We start from the raw sequence: 22,682 nt of genomic DNA on the forward strand, positions 1-22,682 counted from the left end.
ACCTTCAACTGTTTTATCAAGCCACTGCATAGGCAGAACCCTTTTGGGAGATATAGAGAAAATGGCAGTTCGCGTCGCAATCAACGGTTTTGGCCGCATCGGCCGCAATGTCCTTCGCGCTATCGTCGAGTCGGGCCGCACCGACATTCAGGTCGTTGCAATCAATGACCTCGGCCCAGTAGAAACAAATGCACATCTTTTGCGCTATGACAGCGTTCATGGTCGTTTTCCAAAGGACGTGAAAGTCGCTGGCGACACCATCGACGTCGGCTACGGCCCGATCAAAGTTCACGCTGTCCGCAACCCGGCTGAACTTCCATGGAAGGAAGAAGGCGTCGATATCGCACTGGAATGCACCGGTATCTTCACCGCACGCGACAAGGCAGCCCTTCACCTTGAAGCTGGCGCAAAGCGTGTCATCGTTTCGGCTCCTGCCGACGGCGCGGACCTGACTGTCGTTTACGGTGTCAACCATGACAAGCTGACGAAGGACCATCAGGTCATTTCCAACGCTTCGTGCACCACCAACTGCCTTGCACCCGTGGCTCAGGTTCTCAACGATGTCATCGGCATCGAAAAGGGCTTCATGACCACGATCCACTCCTATACGGGCGACCAGCCGACGCTGGACACCATGCACAAGGATCTCTACCGCGCTCGCGCAGCAGCGCTTTCCATGATCCCGACTTCAACGGGTGCTGCGAAGGCTGTTGGTCTGGTTCTGCCGGAACTTAAAGGCAAACTCGATGGCGTTGCAATCCGCGTTCCAACGCCCAACGTTTCGGTTGTCGATCTCACCTTCATCGCCAAGCGCGAAACAACCGTTGAAGAAGTCAACAATGCAATCCGTGAAGCCGCCAATGGCCGTCTCAAGGGCATTCTCGGCTACACCGATGAGAAGCTTGTTTCGCACGACTTCAACCATGATTCGCATTCGTCGGTTTTCCACACCGACCAGACCAAGGTCATGGACGGCACCATGGTGCGCATCCTGTCGTGGTATGACAATGAATGGGGCTTCTCAAGCCGCATGAGCGACACCGCAGTCGCCTTCGGCAAGCTGATCTAATGACTGACAACGCCCCTTCAATCATGAAGGGGCGTTTTCACTTACATTTTCAAAACCGAGAGAAGAAAAATGTCCTTTCGCACCCTCGATGATGCCGACGTCAAATCCAAACGCGTTCTGGTCCGTGTAGATCTTAACGTGCCGATGGCGAACGGCGAGGTCACTGACCTCACCCGTATTGAACGTATTGTTCCAACCATTACGGAACTGTCAAAGAAAGGTGCGAAGGTTATCCTGCTCGCCCATTTCGGACGCCCCAAAGGCGTTGCTTCTGACGAGAACTCGCTCAACCACGTCGTCAAGCCACTCTCAAAAGTGCTGGGGCACGCCGTGCATTTTGCTGAAGACTGCATTGGTGACAAGGCCAAGGCTGCGGTTGACGCGCTGAAAGACGGCGATGTCCTGCTTCTCGAAAATACCCGCTTCCATAAGGGCGAAGAAAAGAACGACCCGGAATTTGTGAGCGCACTCGCAGCCAATGGCGACATCTATGTCAACGATGCCTTCTCGGCTGCTCACCGCGCCCACGCTTCGACCGAAGGTCTCGCGCATGTGCTGCCGGCCTATGCTGGACGCGCCATGCAGGCAGAGCTCGAAGCACTTGAAAAAGGCCTCGGCCAGCCAGCGCGCCCAGTTGTGGCAATCGTGGGCGGTGCCAAGGTTTCGACCAAGCTCGACCTGCTTTCAAACCTGATTGAAAAGGTCGATGCCTTGGTGATCGGCGGCGGCATGGCCAACACCTTCCTCGCAGCACAGGGCCACGATGTCGGCAAATCGCTTTGCGAACATGATCTTGCCCACACTGCGCGCGAAATTATGGCCAAGGCTGAAAAGACCAAATGCGCCATCATCCTGCCGGTTGATGCGGTTGTGGGCTGGCACTTTGCTGCCAACACGCCAAATCAAACCTATGGTGTGGAAGCGATCCCAAGCGACGGCATGATTCTCGACGCGGGCGCGCTTTCGACGGATCTGATTGCCTCAGCCATTGACGATGCGGCAACGCTCGTCTGGAACGGTCCGCTGGGTGCCTTTGAACTGCATCCGTTCGATGCGGCAACCGTCAAGACCGCCAAGCATGTTGCGGAGCGTACCAAAGCTGGCAAGCTGGTATCGGTCGGCGGCGGTGGCGACACAGTTGCAGCCCTTAATCAAGCAGGCGTTGCCGATGACTTCACCTATATCTCAACCGCTGGCGGCGCTTTCCTTGAATGGATGGAAGGCAAGCCGCTTCCCGGCGTTGATGTTCTCAAGAAGTAAAAATCAGGCCCCGGAAATCCGGGGCCTGATTTTTATGGTTTGGGCGTCAGTTTCAACAACCGACCCGGATGAGCATCTTCGATTACCCAGATCGCGCCGTCAGGCCCAACCGCCACATCACGGATTCGATTTTCCATAGCGAACCGATCGACTTCATGCGGCTGACCATCACTGTCGATAGTCACGCGAATAAGTGCCTGGGACGACAGGCCCGCAATCAGCGCAGAGCCGTTCCAGTCACCAGACATCTTGCCCTTGTAAAACGCCAGTCCACCCGGCGAAATCACCGGCGTCCAGTACAACATCGGCGCCTCAAATTCCGGGCGCGTGCTGTGGCGCGGAATCGGCCTGCCGCTGTAATTGTCGCCATTGGAAACAATCGGCCAACCATAGTTCAGACCCGGTTTAATCAGGTTGAATTCATCACCGCCGCGTGGTCCCATCTCGTGTTCCCACAGCTTGCCATCGGGTGCGAAAGCAAGGCCATAGGGATTGCGATGACCGGTCGTCCAGGTCAGCGCCTTGATGCCATCATCTGATGCATTGGGATTATCCTTTGGCGTTGAACCATCCAGATTCATCCGCAAAATCTTGCCCATCGGCGCATTCTCATCCTGCGCAGTAGCAGGGATCATACGATCCCCAACCGACAGAAACAGATGCTTTTTATCGGGTGAAAAGGCGATTTTACCGCCGGGCTGCCCACCCTTTGCCACCGTCGATTGCTTCCAGATCGTCTTAAGATCTTTGAGTTCCGCTTTGCCTTTGCTCTCGGATAAAACAGCGCGATCAAGCACAAGGCTTCCGCCACCATTTTCCGGCATAACATAGGTAAAATAGATCGCGTTGCTTTTCGTAAAGTCAGGCGCAGGAACCACATCCAGCAAACCATTCTGGCCACTGAAAAGCACCTCGGGAACACCTGAGACTTCTGTCTTCTCACCCTTTTGGGTCACGACAAAAATCTTGCCGCCCTTCTCGGTAAGGATCAGTTTGCCGCCCGGCAGAAATGCAAGCGCCCATGGTGTGTCGAATTCCGCCACGGCTGCACCGTTAAACGGCAGCTCAGTGGTGGCTTCCCTGTCTCCCGCATTGATGCTTTCTGCAAACGCGGTGTGAACTGGAAGGCCTATCATCGATGCGGCCAGAATAAATGGCAGGCTTAGTAGGGCACGTCGCATCTCTCCTCCTTGTACTTCATATCCTTTAGATGGGATTATAGGGAGCTATGTCAAAACCCAATTATGGCTAAAATCACCATGGCGGCGGCATTTTGCCAATAAAAAGTCGTTTCAGATCAAAATTTTAGTTTTCAGTAAAATGAAAACCGACCACCAGTGCCATAACGAACAGGGCAAAGGCTGCAATCTTCCAGAAATCGCCGCGCTTTTTCAGACCCGGCAAGCCAAGTGGCTTGATGATGTGCAGCCCCATCAGGACAAGAAGCAGTACAGGCAGGACCTTGCTCACAAAAACACCTTTCATTCCTTTTCGTGGCAAGCGATCAGCATCCTGCAAGCCGCGTCAATTTATGCCTATTCGTGATACACTTATTCGTCTTAAGTTTCATGGACGAAGCTTTAATCCTCGGCGTAAACTAATAGCCGAAGGAGATGAAAAGCGTTTGGAGGAGACAAAGCCAGATGGCGTCGAACCAGAGTGGTCTGTCTAACGCTTTCATCCCGCATGGTATCGCGATGCTTTAATGGATCATCTGGTCCGATAAAGCATGTGCTTCTGGGAGGAACAGCATGACATCAAAATATGCAGAAACCTACGCCGGTTGGCAGAATGACCCTGAGGGCTTCTGGGCTGAAGCAGCCGGAGCTATAGACTGGTTCAAGCCATGGGATCAGGTTCTCGCAAGCGATGAAGGTGTGTATGGCCGCTGGTTCAAGGGTGCGGAGTGCAACACCTGTTACAATGCGCTTGATCGTCATGTCGCCAATGGGCGCGGCGATCAGGTCGCTCTGATTTATGAAAGCCCGATCACCGGTACGGCGCGCAAGCTGACATACCGGGAACTGCTTGAGGAAGTCGAAGCCCTTTCTGCCGTCATGATCGATAACGGCGTAACCAAAGGCGACCGCGTGCTCATTTATATGCCAATGGTCCCGGAGGCTGCGGCGGCAATGCTTGCCTGTGCGCGTATCGGCGCAATACATTCCGTTGTCTTTGGCGGCTTTGCCGCAAACGAGCTTGCCACGCGCATTGATGATGCAAAGCCAGTGATGATCATTGCGGGCTCATGCGGCATCGAGCCCAATCGCGTCGTTCCCTATCAGGACATGCTCGATAAGGCGGTGGAAACAGCGCATCATAAGGTCAGCCACTGCATCATTCTGCAGCGCGACCAGCATTGGCACACGCCGCTGGAAGGCCGTGACATTGACTACCGCACAGCGGTTGATGCTGCCCGCGGTCGCCATGTTCCCTGCACGCCTGTGGCGGCAACCGATCCTCTTTATATACTTTACACCTCCGGCACCACGGGTGAGCCCAAAGGCGTCGTGCGCGACAATGGCGGCCATATGGTCGCCCTTGCCTGGTCGCTGAAAAATGTATTCGGCATTGACCCGGGACAGGTATTCTGGGCCGCTTCCGATGTCGGCTGGGTGGTCGGCCATTCCTATATCGTCTATGCGCCGCTCCTTGCCGGTGCCACCAGCATTCTCTTTGAAGGCAAGCCCATTGGAACGCCAGATGCAGGCACCTATTGGCGCATTATTGCCGAGCATGGCGTGGAGGGGATGTTCACAGCACCGACTGCTTTGCGCGCGATCAAAAAGGAAGATGCAGACGGCAACTTTGTACGCCAATACGACCTTTCCAAATTACGTGCGCTTTATCTGGCTGGCGAACGCGCCGACCCAGACACGATCCATTGGGCGGAAAACCTGCTGGGTTGTCCGGTCATTGACCACTGGTGGCAGACGGAAAGCGGCTGGCCGATGGTTGCCAATCCGCTCGGTCTTGGGTTGCTCGAAACCAAATATGGTTCACCCGCAGTCTGCCTGCCCGGCTATGATATTCAGGTGCTCGATGATGCAGGCCATGAGGTCGAACGTGGCCAGCTTGGCAATATCCTCATCAAATTGCCATTGCCGCCCGGCTGCCTTCCAACTTTATGGAATGCCGATGAGCGCTTCCGCAAAGCCTATCTCCATGAGTTTCCCGGCTATTACAAAACGGCCGACGCGGGTTACATGGATGAAGACGGCTATCTCTACATCATGAGCCGCACTGACGACATTATCAATGTCGCCGGCCACCGTCTGTCGACGGGTGCTATGGAGGAAGTGCTCTCCAGTCATCCAGATGTTGCCGAATGTGCAGTGCTTGGCATTTCCGATGCCGTAAAAGGTCAAGTGCCTTGCGGCTTTATCGTTCTCAAATCCAACATCGACCGCGACCCGCGAGAGGTCGAAAAGGAATGCGTGAGCATGATTCGCGATGCCATTGGTCCGGTGGCGGCTTTCCGGCTTGCTCTGACGGTCAAACGTTTGCCCAAAACCCGTTCCGGCAAGATCTTGCGCTCCACGATTCAGAAAATCGCCGATGGCGAACAGTGGAAAATGCCCGCGACCATCGATGATCCGGCGATTCTCGACGAAATCGGTGCCACTTTGCGTGAGCGGCACATTGGTCTGGCCTTTGCCTGACGTTTGTTATCGCACCGCATGGTCTTGACCGGCGAAAATCGCCGGTCCACTCTCCGGCAAAAATCGGAGAATGATCCATGCAATTAGAAGGCAAAGTGGCAATTGTCACCGGTGCTGCCCGCGGTATTGGCTATGCCATATCTGGCTGGCGAACGCGCCGACCCAGACACGATCCATTGGGCGGAAAACCTGCTGGGTTGTCCGGTCATTGACCACTGGTGGCAGACGGAAAGCGGCTGGCCGATGGTTGCCAATCCGCTCGGTCTTGGGTTGCTCGAAACCAAATATGGTTCACCCGCAGTCTGCCTGCCCGGCTATGATATTCAGGTGCTCGATGATGCAGGCCATGAGGTCGAACGTGGCCAGCTTGGCAATATCCTCATCAAATTGCCATTGCCGCCCGGCTGCCTTCCAACTTTATGGAATGCCGATGAGCGCTTCCGCAAAGCCTATCTCCATGAGTTTCCCGGCTATTACAAAACGGCCGACGCGGGTTACATGGATGAAGACGGCTATCTCTACATCATGAGCCGCACTGACGACATTATCAATGTCGCCGGCCACCGTCTGTCGACGGGTGCTATGGAGGAAGTGCTCTCCAGTCATCCAGATGTTGCCGAATGTGCAGTGCTTGGCATTTCCGATGCCGTAAAAGGTCAAGTGCCTTGCGGCTTTATCGTTCTCAAATCCAACATCGACCGCGACCCGCGAGAGGTCGAAAAGGAATGCGTGAGCATGATTCGCGATGCCATTGGTCCGGTGGCGGCTTTCCGGCTTGCTCTGACGGTCAAACGTTTGCCCAAAACCCGTTCCGGCAAGATCTTGCGCTCCACGATTCAGAAAATCGCCGATGGCGAACAGTGGAAAATGCCCGCGACCATCGATGATCCGGCGATTCTCGACGAAATCGGTGCCACTTTGCGTGAGCGGCACATTGGTCTGGCCTTTGCCTGACGTTTGTTATCGCACCGCATGGTCTTGACCGGCGAAAATCGCCGGTCCACTCTCCGGCAAAAATCGGAGAATGATCCATGCAATTAGAAGGCAAAGTGGCAATTGTCACCGGTGCTGCCCGCGGTATTGGCTATGCCATTGCCAGGCGTTTCCTTATGGACGGTGCAAGCGTCGTTTTGTCAGATATTGACGGCGCGGCGGCAACGAAAGCCGTCAAAGACTTGGAACAATATGGCCGCATTCTTTCGATTGCCTGCGATGTCGCCGATAAACTTGATATCCATAATCTGCTGACTTATGCCACGGCCAATCTTGGGGAGATCGATATTCTCGTCAACAATGCTGGCATCGTACATCAGGCAGATTTTCTCGATCTGAAAGAAGACGATTTCGACCGCGTTATGCGCGTCAATCTCAAAGGGGCGTTTCTCTGCTCTCAGGCGGTTGCAAAGCGTATGGTTGCACGCGTGGAAGCGGGTGGCGAGGCTGGCAGCATTATCAATATGTCGTCGATCAACGCGATATTCGGCCTGCCCGACCAGCTTGCTTATTCCGTATCCAAAGGTGGCGTGAACCAGCTGACACGTACGATGGCAATAGCGCTCGCAAAATGGGGCATTCGCGTTAATGCAATCGGCCCCGGGTCCATCGAAACCGATATGCTGTCTGCCGTAAACAGCGATACAGGCGCGCGAAACGCGATACTGGAACGCACGCCTTTGGGAAGAATCGGTCAACCATCTGAAATGGCTGCCATTGCTTCATTTCTCGCGTCGAGCGATTCAAGCTTTGTGACCGGCCAGACAATCTATGCAGATGGAGGCCGCTTGCCGCTGAGCTATAAAGCAGCACCGCCCTTCAAGGCGTGATAAAATAATCGCTGATCGCGCATGTCAGAAAGACAGGAGTGAAGATCGCTCCTGACAGACAGTTGTCAGGAGGTCTGTGCCATAATGCATTCTCAAAGATGAGGGATCACCATGGCATTCGCAATCGCACCACTGCTCGCAATTCTCAAGGAATACAGGCGCAAGCAGGACGAACGTCGACGCTTCATACGAACACAGCGCGCGCTCGACAATCTCCCAAGCGACCTGCGCAAGGATATGGGTTGGCCAGACCGTTATCTGGAACAGCGCAAAGCAAAACAATGTAACGGAGAATAAGCCAGGAATGCGCCGCGCAGACCGCCTTTTCCAGATTGTTCAGCACTTGCGTGGTGGCAGACTTGTCACCGCACGCCAGCTTGCCGAACGGCTGGAAGTTTCCGAACGCACCATCTATCGCGACATTGCCGACCTGCAATCAACAGGCGTTCCCATCGATGGTGAGGCCGGTGTCGGCTATATTCTCAGGCAGGGCTTTGAACTGCCGCCGCTGATGTTTACGCGCGACGAAATCGTGGCATTGGTTGCAGGCGCACGCCTGATCCGTGCATGGGGCGGCGTTTCGATGGCACGTGGCGCAGAGGAGGCGCTGGTAAAGATTGAAGCCGTGCTGCCCAAGGAAGAACGCGCCCGCATTACCAGCACACAAATCCATGCACCGTCTGCATCGATCAGTGTGGATGAACGGCGCATCATTGATGCCGTAGAACGGGCTGTCGATGAAGGGAAGGTTCTCAATATCCGCTATCGCGACCTTGAAGCGCGCGAAAGCGAGCGCGACATTCGTCCGCTTGGCCTTTGGTTCTGGGGCAAGGTCTGGACGGTGATTGGCTGGTGCGAATTGCGCAATGCTTTCCGCACATTTCGAACAGACCGCATCATTGCAGCGGGCAATGCCGGGCGCACATTCCGCTCTGAACGCGGAAAAACACTGGCTGACTTTTACCGACTGATGGAAATGAGTGAATACAACGCGTTTAAGGATTAAAAAAACCCGCCGGACAGGCGGGTTTTTTGTTCAATCGAAGAAATCTTATTCTTCGTCTTCGTCGGTGTTCGAGCCCTTCAGCGAAGACAGCTTTGCGAAAACCTTGTCCGCATCCAGCTCCTCTTCTTCAGGCGCTTCATCACGGTAATCGAAGTTTTCCGTGGCCGATGCCGGCAGCAATGTGCTGTCAGTTTCAGCAGCCGGACGGTTGCGCGCTGCGCGATCAACTTCAAGGTCGAGATCGATCTGCGAGCAAAGGCCGAGCGTCACAGGGTCCATGGCCGTCAGATTGGCAGAATTCCAGTGACTGCGGTTGCGAATCTGTTCGATGGTCGACTTGGTTGTGCCGATCAGGCGGGAAATCTGCGCATCTTTCAATTCCGGGTGGTTACGCACCAGCCAGAGAATCGCATTGGGACGATCCTGACGCTTTGAAAGCGGCGTATAGCGTGGTCCCTTGCGCTTGGCTTCCGGCACACGCACCTTAGGGTCGGAAAGCTTCAGACGATGGTATGGGTCCTTCTCACCCTTGGCAATTTCTTCGCGAGAAATCTGGCCGGTGATAACGGGATCAAGCCCCTTGATGCCCTGCGAAGCTTCACCGTCCGCAATTGCCTTCACCTCAAGCGGATGCAGCTTGCAGAAAGCAGCAATCTGGTCAAAAGACAAAGCCGTATTATCGACGAGCCAGACGGCCGTTGCCTTCGGCATAAGAAGCTGGGTGGCCATTAGATATAATCCTTCTGTTCGTCCGCTCCGGTGGCGCGGGACGTGGGAAAAACCACAAATTCCGGGAAATCATGGCCTATATATATTTTTTTTGGTCATAGAGCAAGAAACTGCTGTTAAGCCATCCCATGTTCTCTTCTTGTGAAAAGAAATCAGGCGACATCCAGCACAATTTTACCAACATGCTGACTGCCTTCCATACGCTCATGTGCCCGCCACGCTTCTTTAAGCGGAAAAACCATATCCATGACAGGCACAACGCGTCGATCTTCCAGCAGCGGCCAGACTTTCGCTTCCAGTTCACGCGCAATACCTGCTTTGAACGCGACAGAACGCGAGCGCAATGTCGAACCGGTATGGGTCAGACGCTTGGTCATCAGAATCGCGAAATTGGCAGTCGCCTTGGCACCATTCAAAAATGCGATTTGAACAATGCGCCCGTCTTCGGCGGCAGCCTTATAGTTGCGATCAACATAATCGCCACCCACCATATCGAGAATAACATCGGCACCTTTGCCGCCCGTTATCTCTTTAACCACCGTCACAAAATCCTCTTCACGATAATTGATGGCCCGGTCCGCACCCAATTTTGTGCAGGCTTCACATTTATCTTTTGAGCCTGCCGTAACGATCACCTGCGCACCAAAGGCCTTTGCAAGCTGGATGGCCGTCGTTCCAATGCCTGATGATCCACCATGGATGAGCAAGGTCTCGCCTTTCTTCAATCCACCGCGCTCAAACACATTATGCCAGACTGTGAAAAAGGTTTCTGGAATTGCCGCAGCTTCGCGATAACCATAGCCGGAAGGCAGCGTTAGGGCGTTGGTTTCATGCACCGTTGCATATTCTGCATAACCGCCACCGGCAAGCAGCGCGACAACCTGATCACCAATGCGATAGCGCTCAACGCCTTCACCCAGAGCCACGACATCACCGGCGATCTCAAGCCCCGGTATATCCGATGCGCCGGGTGGCGGAGCGTAGCTGCCCTGGCGCTGCAAAACATCGGGCCGGTTGACACCAGCCGCACGAATTCGAACCAGAATTTCCCCCGCTTGTGGCTTTGGCACAGCCCGTTCGGTAGGGCGCAACACATGCGCTCCACCCGGTTGCGCAATTTCGATTGCAGTCATCTGGGAAGGCAATTGTGTTGTCATGGTCTGACCCCTGTTCGAATTTCTCATCAAAGAGCACTCCACATAGAGTACGCTTCGCATTTGAGAATAATTCATCATCGATTTTTGAAAATATATATGCGAAGATTCAAGGTGTTAAATCTTTTTTGTCTTTATAGACACGCCATAGACTCCGGAGGAAGGCCATGAGCGGTATCGATGAAGATGCAGGACAACCGCGCAAGAGTGTGGTTCTGAGCGATGAGGAACTGTCTGTGTTATCTCTGAGAGAGATTGATCAGCACATCGCTTTGCTGCAATCCGAAATTGAGCGTCTGAAAGTCGAAAGGCTGAAAAAGGGCGACAGCCGGGCTGCCGCCGAGGCGCTTTTTCGCTGATATGTCGTCTCATAACGATCAAACGAGGCCGCTTTCATGCGGCTTCATAAAATCCCGGGAACGTGATCTTGCGTATTTACATTCAGGTTCTGGCGCTGCTCTGCGGCACAGCCTTTCTTTTAATGGCCTCGGGCCTGCATGGCCTGCTTCTGCCACTGCGCGGCGGACTTGAAGGCTTCTCCGTTGCATCTCTTGGTATGCTCGGCACCACATGGGCGGGTGGCTTTGTTGCAGGCTGCCTTTTCGCCCCGCGCCTCGTGCGCCGTGTCGGCCATGTTCGTGCATTCGGATGTTTTGCAGCCTCCGCGGCCATTATCGCACTTTTATCCGGCATCTATATTGATGCAATTTCGTGGATCATTCTGCGCACCTTCACCGGTTTCTCGATGGCAGGCGCATTCATGGTCATCGAAAGCTGGCTCAATGAGCGTGCCACCAATGAATCGCGCGGCAAGATTTTCGGCCTCTATATGATGGTCAACTATGGTGCCACGATGAGTGGCCAGATGATGGTGGCAAATGGCGACATTCGTTCCGATCATCTGTTCATGGTGACCGGCATTCTCTTCTGTCTCGCGCTGATCCCGACCGCCATGTCAACGGCGGTCAGTCCAAAGCCGCTTACGGAAGTTCAGCTTGATCTCAAAGCGCTCTACCGAAACTCCCCCGCGGCTTTCGTTGGCTGTATCCTGATCGGCATTGCCAATGGCGCATGGGGCACGCTTGGCGCAGTTTTCGGTGCAAAATCCGGCATTTCCACAACCGAAATCGCGCTCATGGTCAGCGTCACCATTGCTGCCGGCGCGCTTATGCAAATTCCTGTCGGGCGCATTTCAGACCTCATCGACCGACGCTATGTTCTGGCAGGTGTCGCATCCCTCGCTGCGCTTGTCGGGCTGCTGGCATTCATCATCGCTCCATCCAACGGCACCGTGATCATCATCATGACCGGCTGCTACGGCGCTCTGGCCTACGCGCTCTATCCCGTTGCGGTTGCCCATGCAAATGACCATGCGAGCTCGGAAAGCTTTGTCAAAGTATCGAGTGGCTTGTTGCTGCTTTACGGCTTTGGCACCATGCTCGGGCCTCTGCTGGCTGCTGCCGCGATGGACATCTTCTGGCCGTCCGGGCTTTTTGCCATCACCGCGCTCTCGCATATTTCAATTACGGCCTATGCGCTGTTCCGCTCACGCAAGCGGGCATCGGTACCCAAGGACGAAAAAGAACAGTTCAAAAGCATGCCTTCGGTCAAAAGCGCCACCCCTGAAGCCATGAATTTGGACCCGCGTGCCGAAGTGGAAGGCTGACAATAAAAAAGCAGCGAATATTCGCTGCTTTTTACGATGCTTTTGAACAGGATTGCCTTGTCAAAAAGATCTTCTTAAATGGCGATGCGCGGCGGCTGACACGCAGCCGCCAACATCGTTAGACCAGAAGTCTGGCAGTATAAACCCTTTTGATCCTCACCAATTGCGGTCCCTACTGCCGTTCAAACAAACCCAAATTAATGACGGGTTACCTGCGTTTTTAGTTTTTCAATCTGCTCCTTGAGAGCCAGCTTTTTGCGCTTAAGAGAAGTAACATGCAGATCATCAGTTGCCGGTGACGCTAAAGCCTCGGAGATTTCCTCTTCCAAAGCGCCGTGCTTCTGTTCGAGCGTGGCAAGATGGGACTCGATAGCCATCATCATTTCTCCTTTGATTGGTTACTCAAAGGACAGAGCCATGTCGCGTTTTGCCAACAAATGGCTCTATCCGCTCTCACCTGCGCAAACGCCCGGCACACCTCCTGCTATCCGGGCCAGTTACGCAGTCCCGGCTGCCATTCAACAGTTCATACAGCAACCGTTATTCATGACAGAACAGTGACACTGTGGCATGAGTTTGGTCTAAAGTCGAATTTGTTTTGGTAGCATTTTCCAATCACAAAAAATGTGATAAAGGCTTTGCTTGAAACGGGTCTGCCCCAATCTGGTGCGGCCCGTAATATCATTCTGGAACAATATGGGGCAAACCGCATGTCCGATCAGGAACAGGCCGAAATCAGATTGGCCGTCGCACGTCTGAAACAGGAACACGCGGATTTCGATGCAGCCATAAATGCCATGATGCAGGTGGGTTGCGATCAGCTGCGCATTCAGCGCATGAAAAAGAAAAAACTCGCCATCAAGGATAAGCTGCAGGAAATGGAAGATCAGGTCATTCCTGACATCATCGCCTGATCCTTTGATCACAAAAAGTTTATAGCCGGGATTTGCCCGGCTTTGTTTTTCAATAGAAGCAGGAAAGATCAATGAGTGTGAATGCAGACGTCGCCATCATCATGGGCAGCCAATCCGATTGGGAAACCATGCGTCATGCAGCAGACACATTGGAGGCGCTGGGCATTTCTTTTGACGCACGCATCGTTTCCGCACACCGCACGCCGGACCGCCTTGTCGCTTTCGCCAAAGGTGCAAAGGCTGAAGGCTTCAAGGTCGTGATCGCTGGTGCAGGCGGTGCGGCGCACCTTCCTGGCATGGCCGCAGCCATGACCCCTCTCCCGGTTTTTGGCGTTCCAGTACAATCAAAAGCGCTTTCCGGCCAGGATTCGCTCCTGTCCATTGTGCAGATGCCAGCCGGTATTCCGGTCGGCACCTTGGCGATTGGTCGCGCCGGTGCCGTCAATGCAGCGCTCCTCGCAGCAGCCGTGCTGGCTCTTTACAACAACGCACTTGCGGCCCGTCTTGATGAGTGGCGTGCAGCGCAAACCGAAAGCGTTGCTGAACGCCCATCCAACGAGGTTTGATATGGCACATTCCGCATTAAAAGCCGGATCAACAATCGGCATTATCGGCGGTGGCCAGTTGGGCCGTATGCTCGCCATGGCAGCAGCCCGCCTTGGCTATGAAACAATCATTTTGGAGCCACAGGCAGATTGCCCGGCGGCACAGGTGGCAAACCGCCAGATCATTGCAGCCTATGACGATCCGGCAGCTCTTGCTGAGCTTGCAGCAACCTCTGACGTTATCACCTATGAATTCGAAAACGTGCCTGTATCCGCAGCCGACAAGCTCGCAGAATCGGCGCTTGTTTTCCCGCCTCCGGCAGCGCTTGAGATTTCACAGGATCGCTTCACCGAAAAGCAGTTCCTCAATGAAAGCGGCATCCAGACAGCGCCTTGGCGTCTGGTTGACGATGAAGAATCACTCATTGCCGCACTTGGTGCACTGGGTGAGCGCGGTATTCTGAAAACCCGCCGCCTTGGCTATGATGGCAAAGGTCAGGTTCGTCTGACTTCACTTGATGAGAATGAAGTGCGTGCAGCCCTTGAGGCAATCAAACACGCGCCGGCAATTCTTGAAGGCTTCATCGCTTTTGAACGTGAGGTTTCTGTGATCGCAGCTCGTGATCGCGCCGGCAATGTTTCAATCTTTGACATCGCCGAGAACGTTCATAAGGACGGCATTCTCGCAACCTCGACCGTTCCAGCTTCAATCTCAGCTGAGACAGCCGATGCTGCAAGCCAGGCGGCTTCAAAGCTTCTGCATGCACTTGATTATGTCGGCGTGCTTGGTCTCGAATTCTTCGTGCTCGCGGACGGCACGCTGCTTGCCAATGAATTTGCGCCACGCGTGCACAATTCAGGCCACTGGACGGAAGCCGCTTGTGCCATCTCGCAGTTCGAGCAGCACATTCGTGCGGTGGCAAGCCTGCCGCTTGGCGATACGGTGCGCCATTCGGATTGCGTCATGGAGAATCTGATTGGCGATGATATAGAGAACCTTCCGGCGATTCTGACAGAATCGAATGCCGTGCTGCACCTCTACGGCAAAAAAGAAGCCCGTCCGGGCCGCAAGATGGGTCATGTCACCCGCATAAAGCCCCGTGTAAACTAAACTTCACAGAGGAATCGGGCAGATTCCTCTATGAACAGCCCCTGCGGCAAGATTTTCCGAGTCCAGCTTCGTGAATCTGCGGCGCAGCAGTTGACATTTGGCTGAAATATTGTGTATTTCGGCCAACCCTTCGGGCAGGAATACTGCCTGTAACCAATTGGCGCCTTGGGCGCCTGTTTTTATGCAGCCCGGCGGCATGTCCTGTCGATGGGCCAACCAAGACCGGTGATTGACATGAAGATCAAGAATTCGCTCAAGGCGCTCAAGGCTCGTCATCGTGACTGCCAGCTCGTTCGCCGCAAGGGCCGCGTTTACATCATCAATAAGACTGCTCCGCGCTTTAAGGCACGTCAGGGCTAATCTTATTTCTGATTTTGCATTTGACGTTCCGCCGCGTATAATGAAAGTTATACGCATGCGGAACGTTTTTGCATATCTGAACACATCTTCGCTCTCGATAGCAATCGCACTTACCGCAATGTTAAGTGCGTCTTTGGCTTATGCCGAAACAAATCCCTCACCGACAGCACCGATAACGCCGGTGCAAATCGGCACAGACGGCGACCAGAAGCCCGCTCCCAAAGAACAAAATCAAGCCGACCAAACGCCGGAAGAGCGCCTCAACAAGCTGTTTGCCGAACTCAAGCGCACATCCGATGAGACCAAAGCCCGTCGCCTCACTATTCAAATCAATCAGATCTGGCAGCAATCCGGCAGCGCAACGGTCGATCTTTTGCTGCAGTGGGCGAGCAACGCCATGCTCGAAAAGCGCTATACATCAGCGCTTGATTTCCTGAATGAAGCCATCGCGATCAACCCGGACTATGCAGAAGCATGGAACCGTCGTGCGACGGTCTATTATCTGCGCAATGACTATGCGCATGCGATGTATGACATCAATCGCACACTGGAGCTTGAGCCACGCCATTATGGCGCCTTGACCGGCATGGCCGATATTCTGCGCGCTCGCGGCCTCAAGGAGCAGGCTCTAAAGGCCTATGAGAAGGCGCTTGAGGTTAATCCGATGATGCGTGATGCGCAGAAGAATTTCCTCGATCTGACAGAAGAACTTAGCGACACCCGCACCTGATTCTCTGACAATCGACCAAACAAAAACGCGCTCCGAAAGAAGCGCGTTTTTTCGTATCTATAAGGCTCACCCAAAACTGGGTGGGATTCGGGATTATGGTGCGGCGAAAATGGTGAGGTTTGAGACCCGGCGCGCAGCGTACTTAAAGTACGTGAGCACCGGAAACGAAAAACCACGCCATTTGCAGGCCACCGGAAACCGAAGGCCGCCGGTTTAATCTGTCGATTGACCGTCAGCGCCAATATAGGCAATGCGCAGGAGATTGGTTGCGCCTGGCGTTCCAAATGGCACGCCTGCGGTGATGATCAAACGATCACCAGCCTTGCCGAACTCTTCCTTGAAAGCGACCTGACACGCGTGATCAACCATATCTTCCAAATCATGCGCATCTTCGGTCACAACGCAATGCAGACCCCAGACGACCGAAAGACGACGCGCAGTATCAACCACCGGCGAAAGCGCGATAATCGGGGTACGTGGGCGCTCACGCGCGGCACGAAGACCAGTGGTGCCGGAAGCCGTATAGGTGACGATTGCCGACAGATTCAGCGTTTCAGCAATCTGGCGTGCAGCAAGCGAAATCGCATCTGCACCCGTTGGCTCTGGAATTGCACGCTGTGCGTCCAGAATACCCGGATAAGTCGGCTCACGCTCAACTTTTTCCGCGATACGGTTCATCGTCGCCACAGCTTCAACCGGATACTGACCGGAAGCTGATTCTGCCGAAAGCATGACGGCATCCGCACCTTCAAACACAGCCGTTGCAACGTCTGACACTTCGGCACGGGTTGGCACCGGTGCGGTGATCATCGATTCAAGCATCTGCGTTGCAACCACAACCGGCTTACCGGCGCGGCGGGCTTTGCGGATCATCTGCTTCTGAATGCCCGGCACACTTTCCAGCGGCATTTCAACGCCCAGATCGCCACGGGCAACCATGATCGCGTCAGAAAGCTCAATAATCTCATCAAGACGGGTCACAGCCTGCGGCTTTTCGATCTTCGACATGAGACTGACTTTGCCGCCAGAGAATTTGCGGGCTTCGATCAAATCTTCAGGGCGCTGAATAAACGACAGGGCAACCCAGTCGATTTCTTCCTTGAGAACGGCCTCAAAATCCTTGTAATCCTTCTCGGTCAGCGCGCCGACACCCAGCGTGGTGTCTGGAAGGCTGACGCCCTTACGGTCGGAAATGCTAGTTCCGGCAACCACTTTACAGCGAATAGACTTGCCATCACAGGCTTCGGCAATCAGTTCCAGCTTGCCGTCATCGATGAGAAGACGATGGCCCGGCTCCACCGCTTCCAGAATTTCCGGATGCGGGAGATACACACGGGTTTCATCACCCGGCTCTTGATTGTCATCGAGCGTGAAGGTCTGACCTGCGACAAGCGTGACCTTTGTGTTCTTGAACTTGCCAACGCGCAGCTTTGGCCCCTGCAGATCCGCCAGAATTCCGATAGGACGGCCAAGTTCTTTTTCGACATTTCGAATACGCTTTACGAGTGTGCGCATCGTGTCATGATCGGCATGACTCATATTGATACGAAAGACGTCTGCACCAGCTTCAAAAAGCTGACGGATAACGGCTTCTTCGCCAGACGCCGGGCCGAGTGTGGCGAGAATCTTGACCTTGCGGTTGCGCTTCATGGGTTATTCGTTCCTGTAACTGTAGAGTTTTCTAACGGTGTTTCATCCGTGAGCTGTACCATCCAGCTCGACTGTTCCCCGGTATCGTATTCCTGGAAGCCGTTGCGCTGAAAACCGCGAGCAAAACAATCCTGAACGCCCGTAATGCGGAATTCCTTTTCCGCAACGCACATATTCACTTTGCCTTCCCAGCGACCGCCGCTTTGAGAGTCCTCAGCGTAAAGATAATAATAGCGTGAAGACAAAGGCCCTTCGAGCAACGTCTTGCAGGTTGAGCCGTCAATATGCCACCAGCCCTCAGTCACCCAGCCGGATTTGGCCCGATAGCCAATCGCAACACCAACAAGGTTTTGAGTTGAGTTACACACTCGAAAATCGGCCCGCGCTTCCAGAGAAGTCATACCCAGAGCACCAACAAGCACACTGGAAAATAAACCCAAAAACAATGGAAGTCGCATTCGCCGAACTCCTTCAGCCCGCAATCGCTTTTGTCTCACGCAAGGATATCCTCTTTCGGTCGCTCTCTTTTCGGCAGTTTCGCCTTTGATGTCAACGCAATCCCGGAGAGAACCAACCAGTTACAGCATTTCCAATCAAACTGCATGCGATTTCAGCACGATTTAAACGATTAGATTCGTAGCTTTGCCGCATTCTGAAAACTGCTTCGCTTTTCAATTAAGAATGATCGTTGCAATCGCGACTTTCTCATGACAGAGCTGAAACGACTTGCGATGTATGACAGAAATCCCATTCAAGAAGCCTCTCCCATGTCATGTGATCCGTCCTTCTCACCCTTCCATCAAGTTGACGGCAATCTCAGCCTCGGTCTTCTTCTGACAGCCGACCACGCCCGCCGCGACTTGCCTGTTGAATATGGTAGTCTCGGCCTCGCAAAAAACGAGTTCGAACGCCACATTGCCTATGATATCGGCGTTGAGGAGCTGACACATCAATTGGCTGCAAAGCTTGATGCACCAGCGGTCATGGGAGGCTTTTCGCGTCTGCTGATCGATCCCAATCGCGGCGAAGACGATCCCACACTCATCATGCAATTGTCGGATGGCGCGGTGATTTCCGGCAATTACCCAATGTCGCCCGAAGAACGCGAAATCCGCCTTGACCGTTTCTATCGTCCCTATCACGATGCCGTTGCATCCATGAGTGCGCGTGTCGCGACTGAGAGCAGCAAAGCGCCCTTCATCGTTTCGATCCATTCTTTTACGCCCAACTGGCGTGGAAAGGATCGCCCATGGCATATAGGACTTTTATGGGATTCTGACCCGCGGGCAGTGATACCGCTTCTTTCCATGCTGCGTGATGAGCCGGGCCTCATCGTCGGCGACAACGAACCCTATGACGGCGCACTCAAGAACGATGCCATGTATCGCCATGCGACGGCGCGTGGCTATGCGCATGTGCTCATTGAGGTGCGGCAGGATTTGATCGCTGATAAAGCTGGAGCCATTGAATGGGCGGATCGGCTTTCGCCAATGCTGGCGAAAATCAACACAATGCCGGAAATCCATGAAATCCGGCATTTCGGCTCCCGATCTGGACCGATTGATTGAGGCTTTGCCCGTTATCCACAGCCGGAAGGCAATAAAACAGGGTTTTATGACCCCACAGCCCCTTAATTTCGCCTGCGACTCGCAGGAAAACCATGTCCGACTTTCGGCATGTGTTTTGTTGCTGTAACGAAACACTGTTGCCCCTCATTGATCATCGAGCTGAATTGGAGACCCCCGTGAGCGACGATATTACCAGCGAAGCCCAGACGATTGCCGTTGGCCAGTTGCGTGCCTTCATCGAGCGCATTGAGCGCCTTGAAGAAGAAAAAAAGACCATCGCCGACGATATCAAGGAAGTTTACGCGGAATTGAAGGGTTCGGGGTTTGACAGCAAGGTCGTAAGGACCATTATTCGTCTGCGTAAAAAAGAAGACCATGAACGTCAGGAAGAAGAAGCCATGCTCCAGCTTTATATGGATGCACTTGGCATGGGCTGACACTGAGGGCGCAATGCGCCTGACCCGCTCTTCTTCCTGAAATCGAAGCCCTGCGAATTCTTCGGAATTCGTACATACAGGAAGGGGATAGGGTCCATGGAGTTTAGAAAACTCGGACGTACTGAACTCGAGGTTTCGCCGCTTTGTTTTGGCGGCAATGTATTTGGCTGGACGGTCGATGAAGGAACATCCTTTTCGCTTCTCGACCGTTTTGTCGATGCAGGATTTAGTTTTATCGACACTGCGGATGTCTATTCCGCATGGGCGCCGGGCAATGCCGGTGGTGAATCCGAAACCATTATCGGCAACTGGCTGAAATCCCGCGGCCTGCGCCACAAGGTTGTGATCGCCACCAAAGTTGGCTCCGAAATGGGGCCGAATGAAAAAGGCCTTTCACCAAACTATATTCGCAAAGCCGTCGATGCCTCCCTCAAGCGGCTGCAGACCGATTATATCGATCTCTACCAGTCACACTGGGATGATCCGGAGACACCGTTTGCAGATGTTCTTGGCACCTATCAGGAGCTGATCAAGGCAGGTAAAGTGCGCGCAATCGGCGCATCCAACCTGACATCGGAACGCCTGACAGAATCGCTTGATGTTGCAAAGCAGCATGGCCTGCCGCGTTATGAAACCCTGCAGCCGCTTTACAATCTCTATGACCGAGCCGTTTTTGAAGATGGTCTTGAAGCGATCTGCCGCGACAATGATCTGGGCGTGATCAATTATTATTCGCTGGCTTCCGGCTTTCTGACGGGCAAATACCGCTCAAAAGATGATCTTGGTCAAAGTGCGCGCGGTCAAACGGTTGAAAAATACCTGACAGATCGCGGGTCGCGGATTATTGCAGCACTTGATCAGGTAGCCTGTGCCAATGACGCCACACCAGCACAAATCGCCATTGCCTGGCTGATTGCACGCCCCTCCGTCACAGCCCCGATTGCCAGCGCCACGCGCCTCACCCAGCTTAATGAGCTGCTCGATGCCGCACAGATCAAGCTGGATGCTGATGCGATTGCCCTGCTCGACAAAGCGAGCGCTTAGAGAGTTTTCGAGGGATAATAATTATCCCTCGATTTCCTCGCGCAACATCTCCAGCTCCAGCCATTCTTCTTCCATGGCTGCGTTTTCGTTGCGCTTCTTTTCAAGAAGATCGGCCGTTTTCGCAAACAGTGTCGGGTCTTTGGCATAAAGCTGCGGATCGGCAAGCTTGCCTTCCAGCACGCTGATTTCCTTCGCAAGCGCATCCATTTTGCCGGGTAAGGTTTCGAGCGCGAATTTCTGCTTATAGGAAAGCTTACGCTTTTCATCACGCTTGGCCTGCGGCGCTTCACTACCCTTGTTATCAGTGCCAGCGGTCGCCGTTTTGACGTTGCGTCGTGCCAGCGCTTGTTCCTTACGCTGCGCCATCATATCGGCATAGCCACCGGCATATTCGAGCCAGTTGCCATCACCTTCCGGCGCGATCACAGACGTCACAGTGCGATCAAGGAAATCGCGGTCGTGGCTGACAAGAATGACGGTCCCCGGAAAACCGGAAACCAGCTCCTGCAACAGATCAAGCGTTTCCATGTCGAGATCGTTGGTCGGCTCGTCGAGGATCAAAAGATTGGCAGGCCGCGCCAGAACGCGCGCCAGCATCAGGCGTGCCCGCTCACCGCCGGACAGTTCGCGGATTGGCGTCCGCGCCTGTTCGGGCTGGAACAGGAAGTCTTTCATATAAGAAACGACATGACGCTGTTCGCCGTTGACCACGAGGTTTTCACCGCGCCCATCAGTGAGATAATGCGCGAGCGTATCATCAAGGTTCAGACTTTCGCGCTTCTGATCAAGCTCAGCCATTTCCAGATTAACGCCAAGACGCAACGTGCCTGAATCGGGTGCGAGTTTGCCGGTCAGCATCGACAAAAGCGTCGTCTTGCCAGCCCCATTGGGTCCGACAAGACCAATACGATCACCGCGCTGCACACGGATCGAGAAATCATGAACGAGAACACGCTCGCCATACGCCTTGTTAAGCTTCTTCGCTTCAATCACCAGCTTGCCCGATTCCTTGGAATCACTGGCCGTCAGAACAGCTGTACCCTGCGCCTTGCGATGATCGCGGAAATCGGCGCGCATGGAATGCAGCTCACCGAGGCGGCGCATATTGCGCTTGCGGCGTGCGGTCACGCCATAGCGCAGCCAATGTTCCTCGCGCGCAATCTGACGCCCAAGCTTGTGATGGTCACGCTCTTCTTCTTCAAGAACCTTGTCCCGCCATTCCTCAAAATGCCCAAAGCCCTGATCGATACGGCGGGTGATGCCGCGATCAAGCCAGACTGTCGAGCGGCTGACATTTTCCAGAAAGCGGCGGTCGTGCGAAATCAGAACAATGGCTGAGCGAATCTGGCGCAGCTCATCTTCGAGCCATTCAATGGTCGTCAGGTCGAGATGGTTGGTCGGCTCGTCAAGCAGCAGCACATCCGGCTGCGGAGCAATCACGCGGGCAAGGGCTGCGCGACGCGCTTCCCCGCCAGAAAGATGATCGGGCTTTTCCTCGCCAGTCAAGCCCAGATGTTCCAGCAGATAGGTCACGCGGTGCGGATCGTCTGTTGGTCCAAGACCTGCTTCCACATAAGCGCGGACATTGGCAAAGCCTTCAAGATCGGGCACCTGCGGCAGATAGCGGATGGTGGCACCCGGATGCTTGTAAATTTCGCCGGAGGTTGCTTCGACCATAGAAGCGGCAATTTTAAGCAGGGTGGATTTGCCGGAACCATTGCGTCCGACCAGCGCGATGCGGTCACCGTCACTCACCGAAAGGGCTGCATCTTCCAAAAGCGGCGTGCCGCCAAAGGTAAGCTTGATCTGATCGAGGCGAAGAAGCGGAGGTGCCATGGTTCTCTTTGAAAAATGCCGTTGAAATTTCTGCCCTGCTTGTCGGGGACAAAACGCATTCTGTCAAATGATAAGGCCAAAAAAGCAAACAGGCCGGGTTAACCCGGCCTGCTTTTGA

Annotated in this window: 24 protein-coding genes and 1 pseudogene; 17 read left to right on the forward strand and 8 right to left on the reverse strand. The window is 54.1% G+C overall.

Annotated features, from left to right (window positions below; all coding sequences use genetic code 11):
• Positions 1-61 precede the first annotated feature (61 nt).
• Positions 62-1,069 carry a type I glyceraldehyde-3-phosphate dehydrogenase gene (gap, locus tag ABE530_RS10965; RefSeq protein WP_265984825.1) on the forward strand — a complete coding sequence of 336 codons (1,008 nt, stop codon included), beginning with the start codon at positions 62-64 and terminating at the stop codon, positions 1,067-1,069.
• A 69-nt stretch (positions 1,070-1,138) separates the two neighbouring features.
• A complete protein-coding gene (locus tag ABE530_RS10970) occupies positions 1,139-2,329 on the forward strand; it encodes a phosphoglycerate kinase (RefSeq protein ID WP_499694533.1) in 1,191 nt (396 codons plus the stop codon).
• Between the two features lie 32 nt (positions 2,330-2,361).
• Here ABE530_RS10970 and ABE530_RS10975 read toward each other — a convergent pair whose 3' ends face one another.
• Both ABE530_RS10975 and ABE530_RS10980 read right to left on the reverse strand, forming a co-directional pair.
• Complete coding sequence (locus ABE530_RS10975) at positions 2,362-3,510, reverse strand: PQQ-dependent sugar dehydrogenase (protein ID WP_499694534.1); 1,149 nt, start codon at positions 3,508-3,510, stop codon at positions 2,362-2,364.
• Between the two features lie 124 nt (positions 3,511-3,634).
• Positions 3,635-3,814, reverse strand: coding sequence for a hypothetical protein (locus tag ABE530_RS10980; protein WP_499694591.1), 180 nt, complete (start codon positions 3,812-3,814; stop codon positions 3,635-3,637).
• Positions 3,815-4,080: 266 nt separating this feature from the next.
• Between ABE530_RS10980 and ABE530_RS10985 the strand changes: the two genes are divergently transcribed.
• From ABE530_RS10985 to ABE530_RS11005, 5 genes and pseudogenes are all read left to right on the forward strand, one after another.
• On the forward strand, positions 4,081-5,991 hold the full coding sequence (locus ABE530_RS10985) for a propionyl-CoA synthetase (protein ID WP_499694535.1): 1,911 nt from the start codon (positions 4,081-4,083) through the stop codon (positions 5,989-5,991).
• Between the two features lie 138 nt (positions 5,992-6,129).
• Positions 6,130-6,945 (forward strand): annotated as a pseudogene (locus ABE530_RS10990) (AMP-binding enzyme); the annotation flags it as partial.
• Positions 6,946-7,022: 77 nt separating this feature from the next.
• On the forward strand, positions 7,023-7,814 hold the full coding sequence (locus tag ABE530_RS10995; RefSeq protein ID WP_499694536.1) for an SDR family NAD(P)-dependent oxidoreductase: 792 nt from the start codon (positions 7,023-7,025) through the stop codon (positions 7,812-7,814).
• Positions 7,815-7,925: 111 nt separating this feature from the next.
• Positions 7,926-8,111, forward strand: a complete 186-nt coding sequence (locus tag ABE530_RS11000) for a hypothetical protein (RefSeq protein ID WP_265984831.1) — start codon at positions 7,926-7,928, stop codon at positions 8,109-8,111.
• A 7-nt stretch (positions 8,112-8,118) separates the two neighbouring features.
• Positions 8,119-8,820, forward strand: a complete 702-nt coding sequence (locus tag ABE530_RS11005; protein WP_265984832.1) for a helix-turn-helix transcriptional regulator — start codon at positions 8,119-8,121, stop codon at positions 8,818-8,820.
• 45 nt (positions 8,821-8,865) lie between these two features.
• On the opposite strand, the gene ABE530_RS11010 is transcribed toward ABE530_RS11005, so the two are convergent.
• Both ABE530_RS11010 and ABE530_RS11015 read right to left on the reverse strand, forming a co-directional pair.
• The gene (locus ABE530_RS11010; RefSeq protein ID WP_265984833.1) at positions 8,866-9,549 is read right to left on the reverse strand and encodes a DUF1013 domain-containing protein; all 684 of its coding nucleotides are present in this window, start codon (positions 9,547-9,549) and stop codon (positions 8,866-8,868) included.
• A gap of 152 nt (positions 9,550-9,701) precedes the next feature.
• Positions 9,702-10,706: an NAD(P)H-quinone oxidoreductase gene (locus tag ABE530_RS11015; RefSeq protein ID WP_499694537.1), complete on the reverse strand. Its 1,005-nt coding sequence runs from the start codon at positions 10,704-10,706 to the stop codon at positions 9,702-9,704.
• Positions 10,707-10,870: 164 nt separating this feature from the next.
• Between ABE530_RS11015 and ABE530_RS11020 the strand changes: the two genes are divergently transcribed.
• Positions 10,871-11,062, forward strand: coding sequence for a DUF1192 domain-containing protein (locus ABE530_RS11020; RefSeq protein WP_265984835.1), 192 nt, complete (start codon positions 10,871-10,873; stop codon positions 11,060-11,062).
• Positions 11,063-11,130: 68 nt separating this feature from the next.
• Entirely contained in the window at positions 11,131-12,369 is a 1,239-nt protein-coding gene (locus tag ABE530_RS11025) for an MFS transporter (protein WP_499694538.1), read from the forward strand.
• A gap of 197 nt (positions 12,370-12,566) precedes the next feature.
• On the opposite strand, the gene ABE530_RS11030 is transcribed toward ABE530_RS11025, so the two are convergent.
• Entirely contained in the window at positions 12,567-12,749 is a 183-nt protein-coding gene (locus ABE530_RS11030; protein WP_265984956.1) for a YdcH family protein, read from the reverse strand.
• A gap of 330 nt (positions 12,750-13,079) precedes the next feature.
• Here ABE530_RS11030 and ABE530_RS11035 point away from each other — a divergent pair, with 330 nt between their 5' ends.
• The 5 genes from ABE530_RS11035 to ABE530_RS11055 all read left to right on the forward strand — a co-directional run bounded on the left by ABE530_RS11035 (position 13,080) and on the right by ABE530_RS11055 (position 16,029).
• Positions 13,080-13,283 carry a YdcH family protein gene (locus ABE530_RS11035; protein ID WP_007876691.1) on the forward strand — a complete coding sequence of 68 codons (204 nt, stop codon included), beginning with the start codon at positions 13,080-13,082 and terminating at the stop codon, positions 13,281-13,283.
• Between the two features lie 77 nt (positions 13,284-13,360).
• Positions 13,361-13,849 (forward strand): 5-(carboxyamino)imidazole ribonucleotide mutase, encoded by a 489-nt coding sequence (purE, locus tag ABE530_RS11040; RefSeq protein ID WP_499694584.1) that lies wholly within the window; start codon positions 13,361-13,363, stop codon positions 13,847-13,849.
• Position 13,850: 1 nt separating this feature from the next.
• Positions 13,851-14,939: a 5-(carboxyamino)imidazole ribonucleotide synthase gene (locus ABE530_RS11045; RefSeq protein ID WP_499694539.1), complete on the forward strand. Its 1,089-nt coding sequence runs from the start codon at positions 13,851-13,853 to the stop codon at positions 14,937-14,939.
• 234 nt (positions 14,940-15,173) lie between these two features.
• Entirely contained in the window at positions 15,174-15,299 is a 126-nt protein-coding gene (gene ykgO, locus ABE530_RS11050) for a type B 50S ribosomal protein L36 (protein ID WP_002967908.1), read from the forward strand.
• Positions 15,300-15,336: 37 nt separating this feature from the next.
• Positions 15,337-16,029, forward strand: coding sequence for a tetratricopeptide repeat protein (locus ABE530_RS11055; protein WP_499694585.1), 693 nt, complete (start codon positions 15,337-15,339; stop codon positions 16,027-16,029).
• A 213-nt stretch (positions 16,030-16,242) separates the two neighbouring features.
• Here ABE530_RS11055 and pyk read toward each other — a convergent pair whose 3' ends face one another.
• Entirely contained in the window at positions 16,243-17,679 is a 1,437-nt protein-coding gene (gene pyk, locus ABE530_RS11060) for a pyruvate kinase (protein WP_265984838.1), read from the reverse strand.
• On the reverse strand, positions 17,676-18,137 hold the full coding sequence (locus tag ABE530_RS11065; RefSeq protein ID WP_265984839.1) for a DUF1036 domain-containing protein: 462 nt from the start codon (positions 18,135-18,137) through the stop codon (positions 17,676-17,678). The genes pyk and ABE530_RS11065 overlap by 4 nt, the downstream gene beginning before the upstream one ends.
• Positions 18,138-18,446: 309 nt before the next feature.
• Between ABE530_RS11065 and ABE530_RS11070 the strand changes: the two genes are divergently transcribed.
• From ABE530_RS11070 to ABE530_RS11080, 3 genes are all read left to right on the forward strand, one after another.
• Positions 18,447-19,247, forward strand: coding sequence for an N-formylglutamate amidohydrolase (locus ABE530_RS11070; protein WP_499694586.1), 801 nt, complete (start codon positions 18,447-18,449; stop codon positions 19,245-19,247).
• Positions 19,248-19,423: 176 nt separating this feature from the next.
• Positions 19,424-19,684: a DUF2312 domain-containing protein gene (locus ABE530_RS11075; RefSeq protein ID WP_061348000.1), complete on the forward strand. Its 261-nt coding sequence runs from the start codon at positions 19,424-19,426 to the stop codon at positions 19,682-19,684.
• A gap of 96 nt (positions 19,685-19,780) precedes the next feature.
• Positions 19,781-20,728, forward strand: a complete 948-nt coding sequence (locus ABE530_RS11080; RefSeq protein WP_499694540.1) for an aldo/keto reductase — start codon at positions 19,781-19,783, stop codon at positions 20,726-20,728.
• Positions 20,729-20,749: 21 nt separating this feature from the next.
• Here ABE530_RS11080 and ABE530_RS11085 read toward each other — a convergent pair whose 3' ends face one another.
• Positions 20,750-22,564: an ABC-F family ATP-binding cassette domain-containing protein gene (locus tag ABE530_RS11085; RefSeq protein WP_499694541.1), complete on the reverse strand. Its 1,815-nt coding sequence runs from the start codon at positions 22,562-22,564 to the stop codon at positions 20,750-20,752.
• Between the last annotated feature and the right edge of the window lie 118 nt (positions 22,565-22,682).

This window comes from Brucella sp. TWI559, assembly GCF_039674265.1.
GTDB classification, from domain to species: domain Bacteria; phylum Pseudomonadota; class Alphaproteobacteria; order Rhizobiales; family Rhizobiaceae; genus Brucella; species Brucella chromiisoli.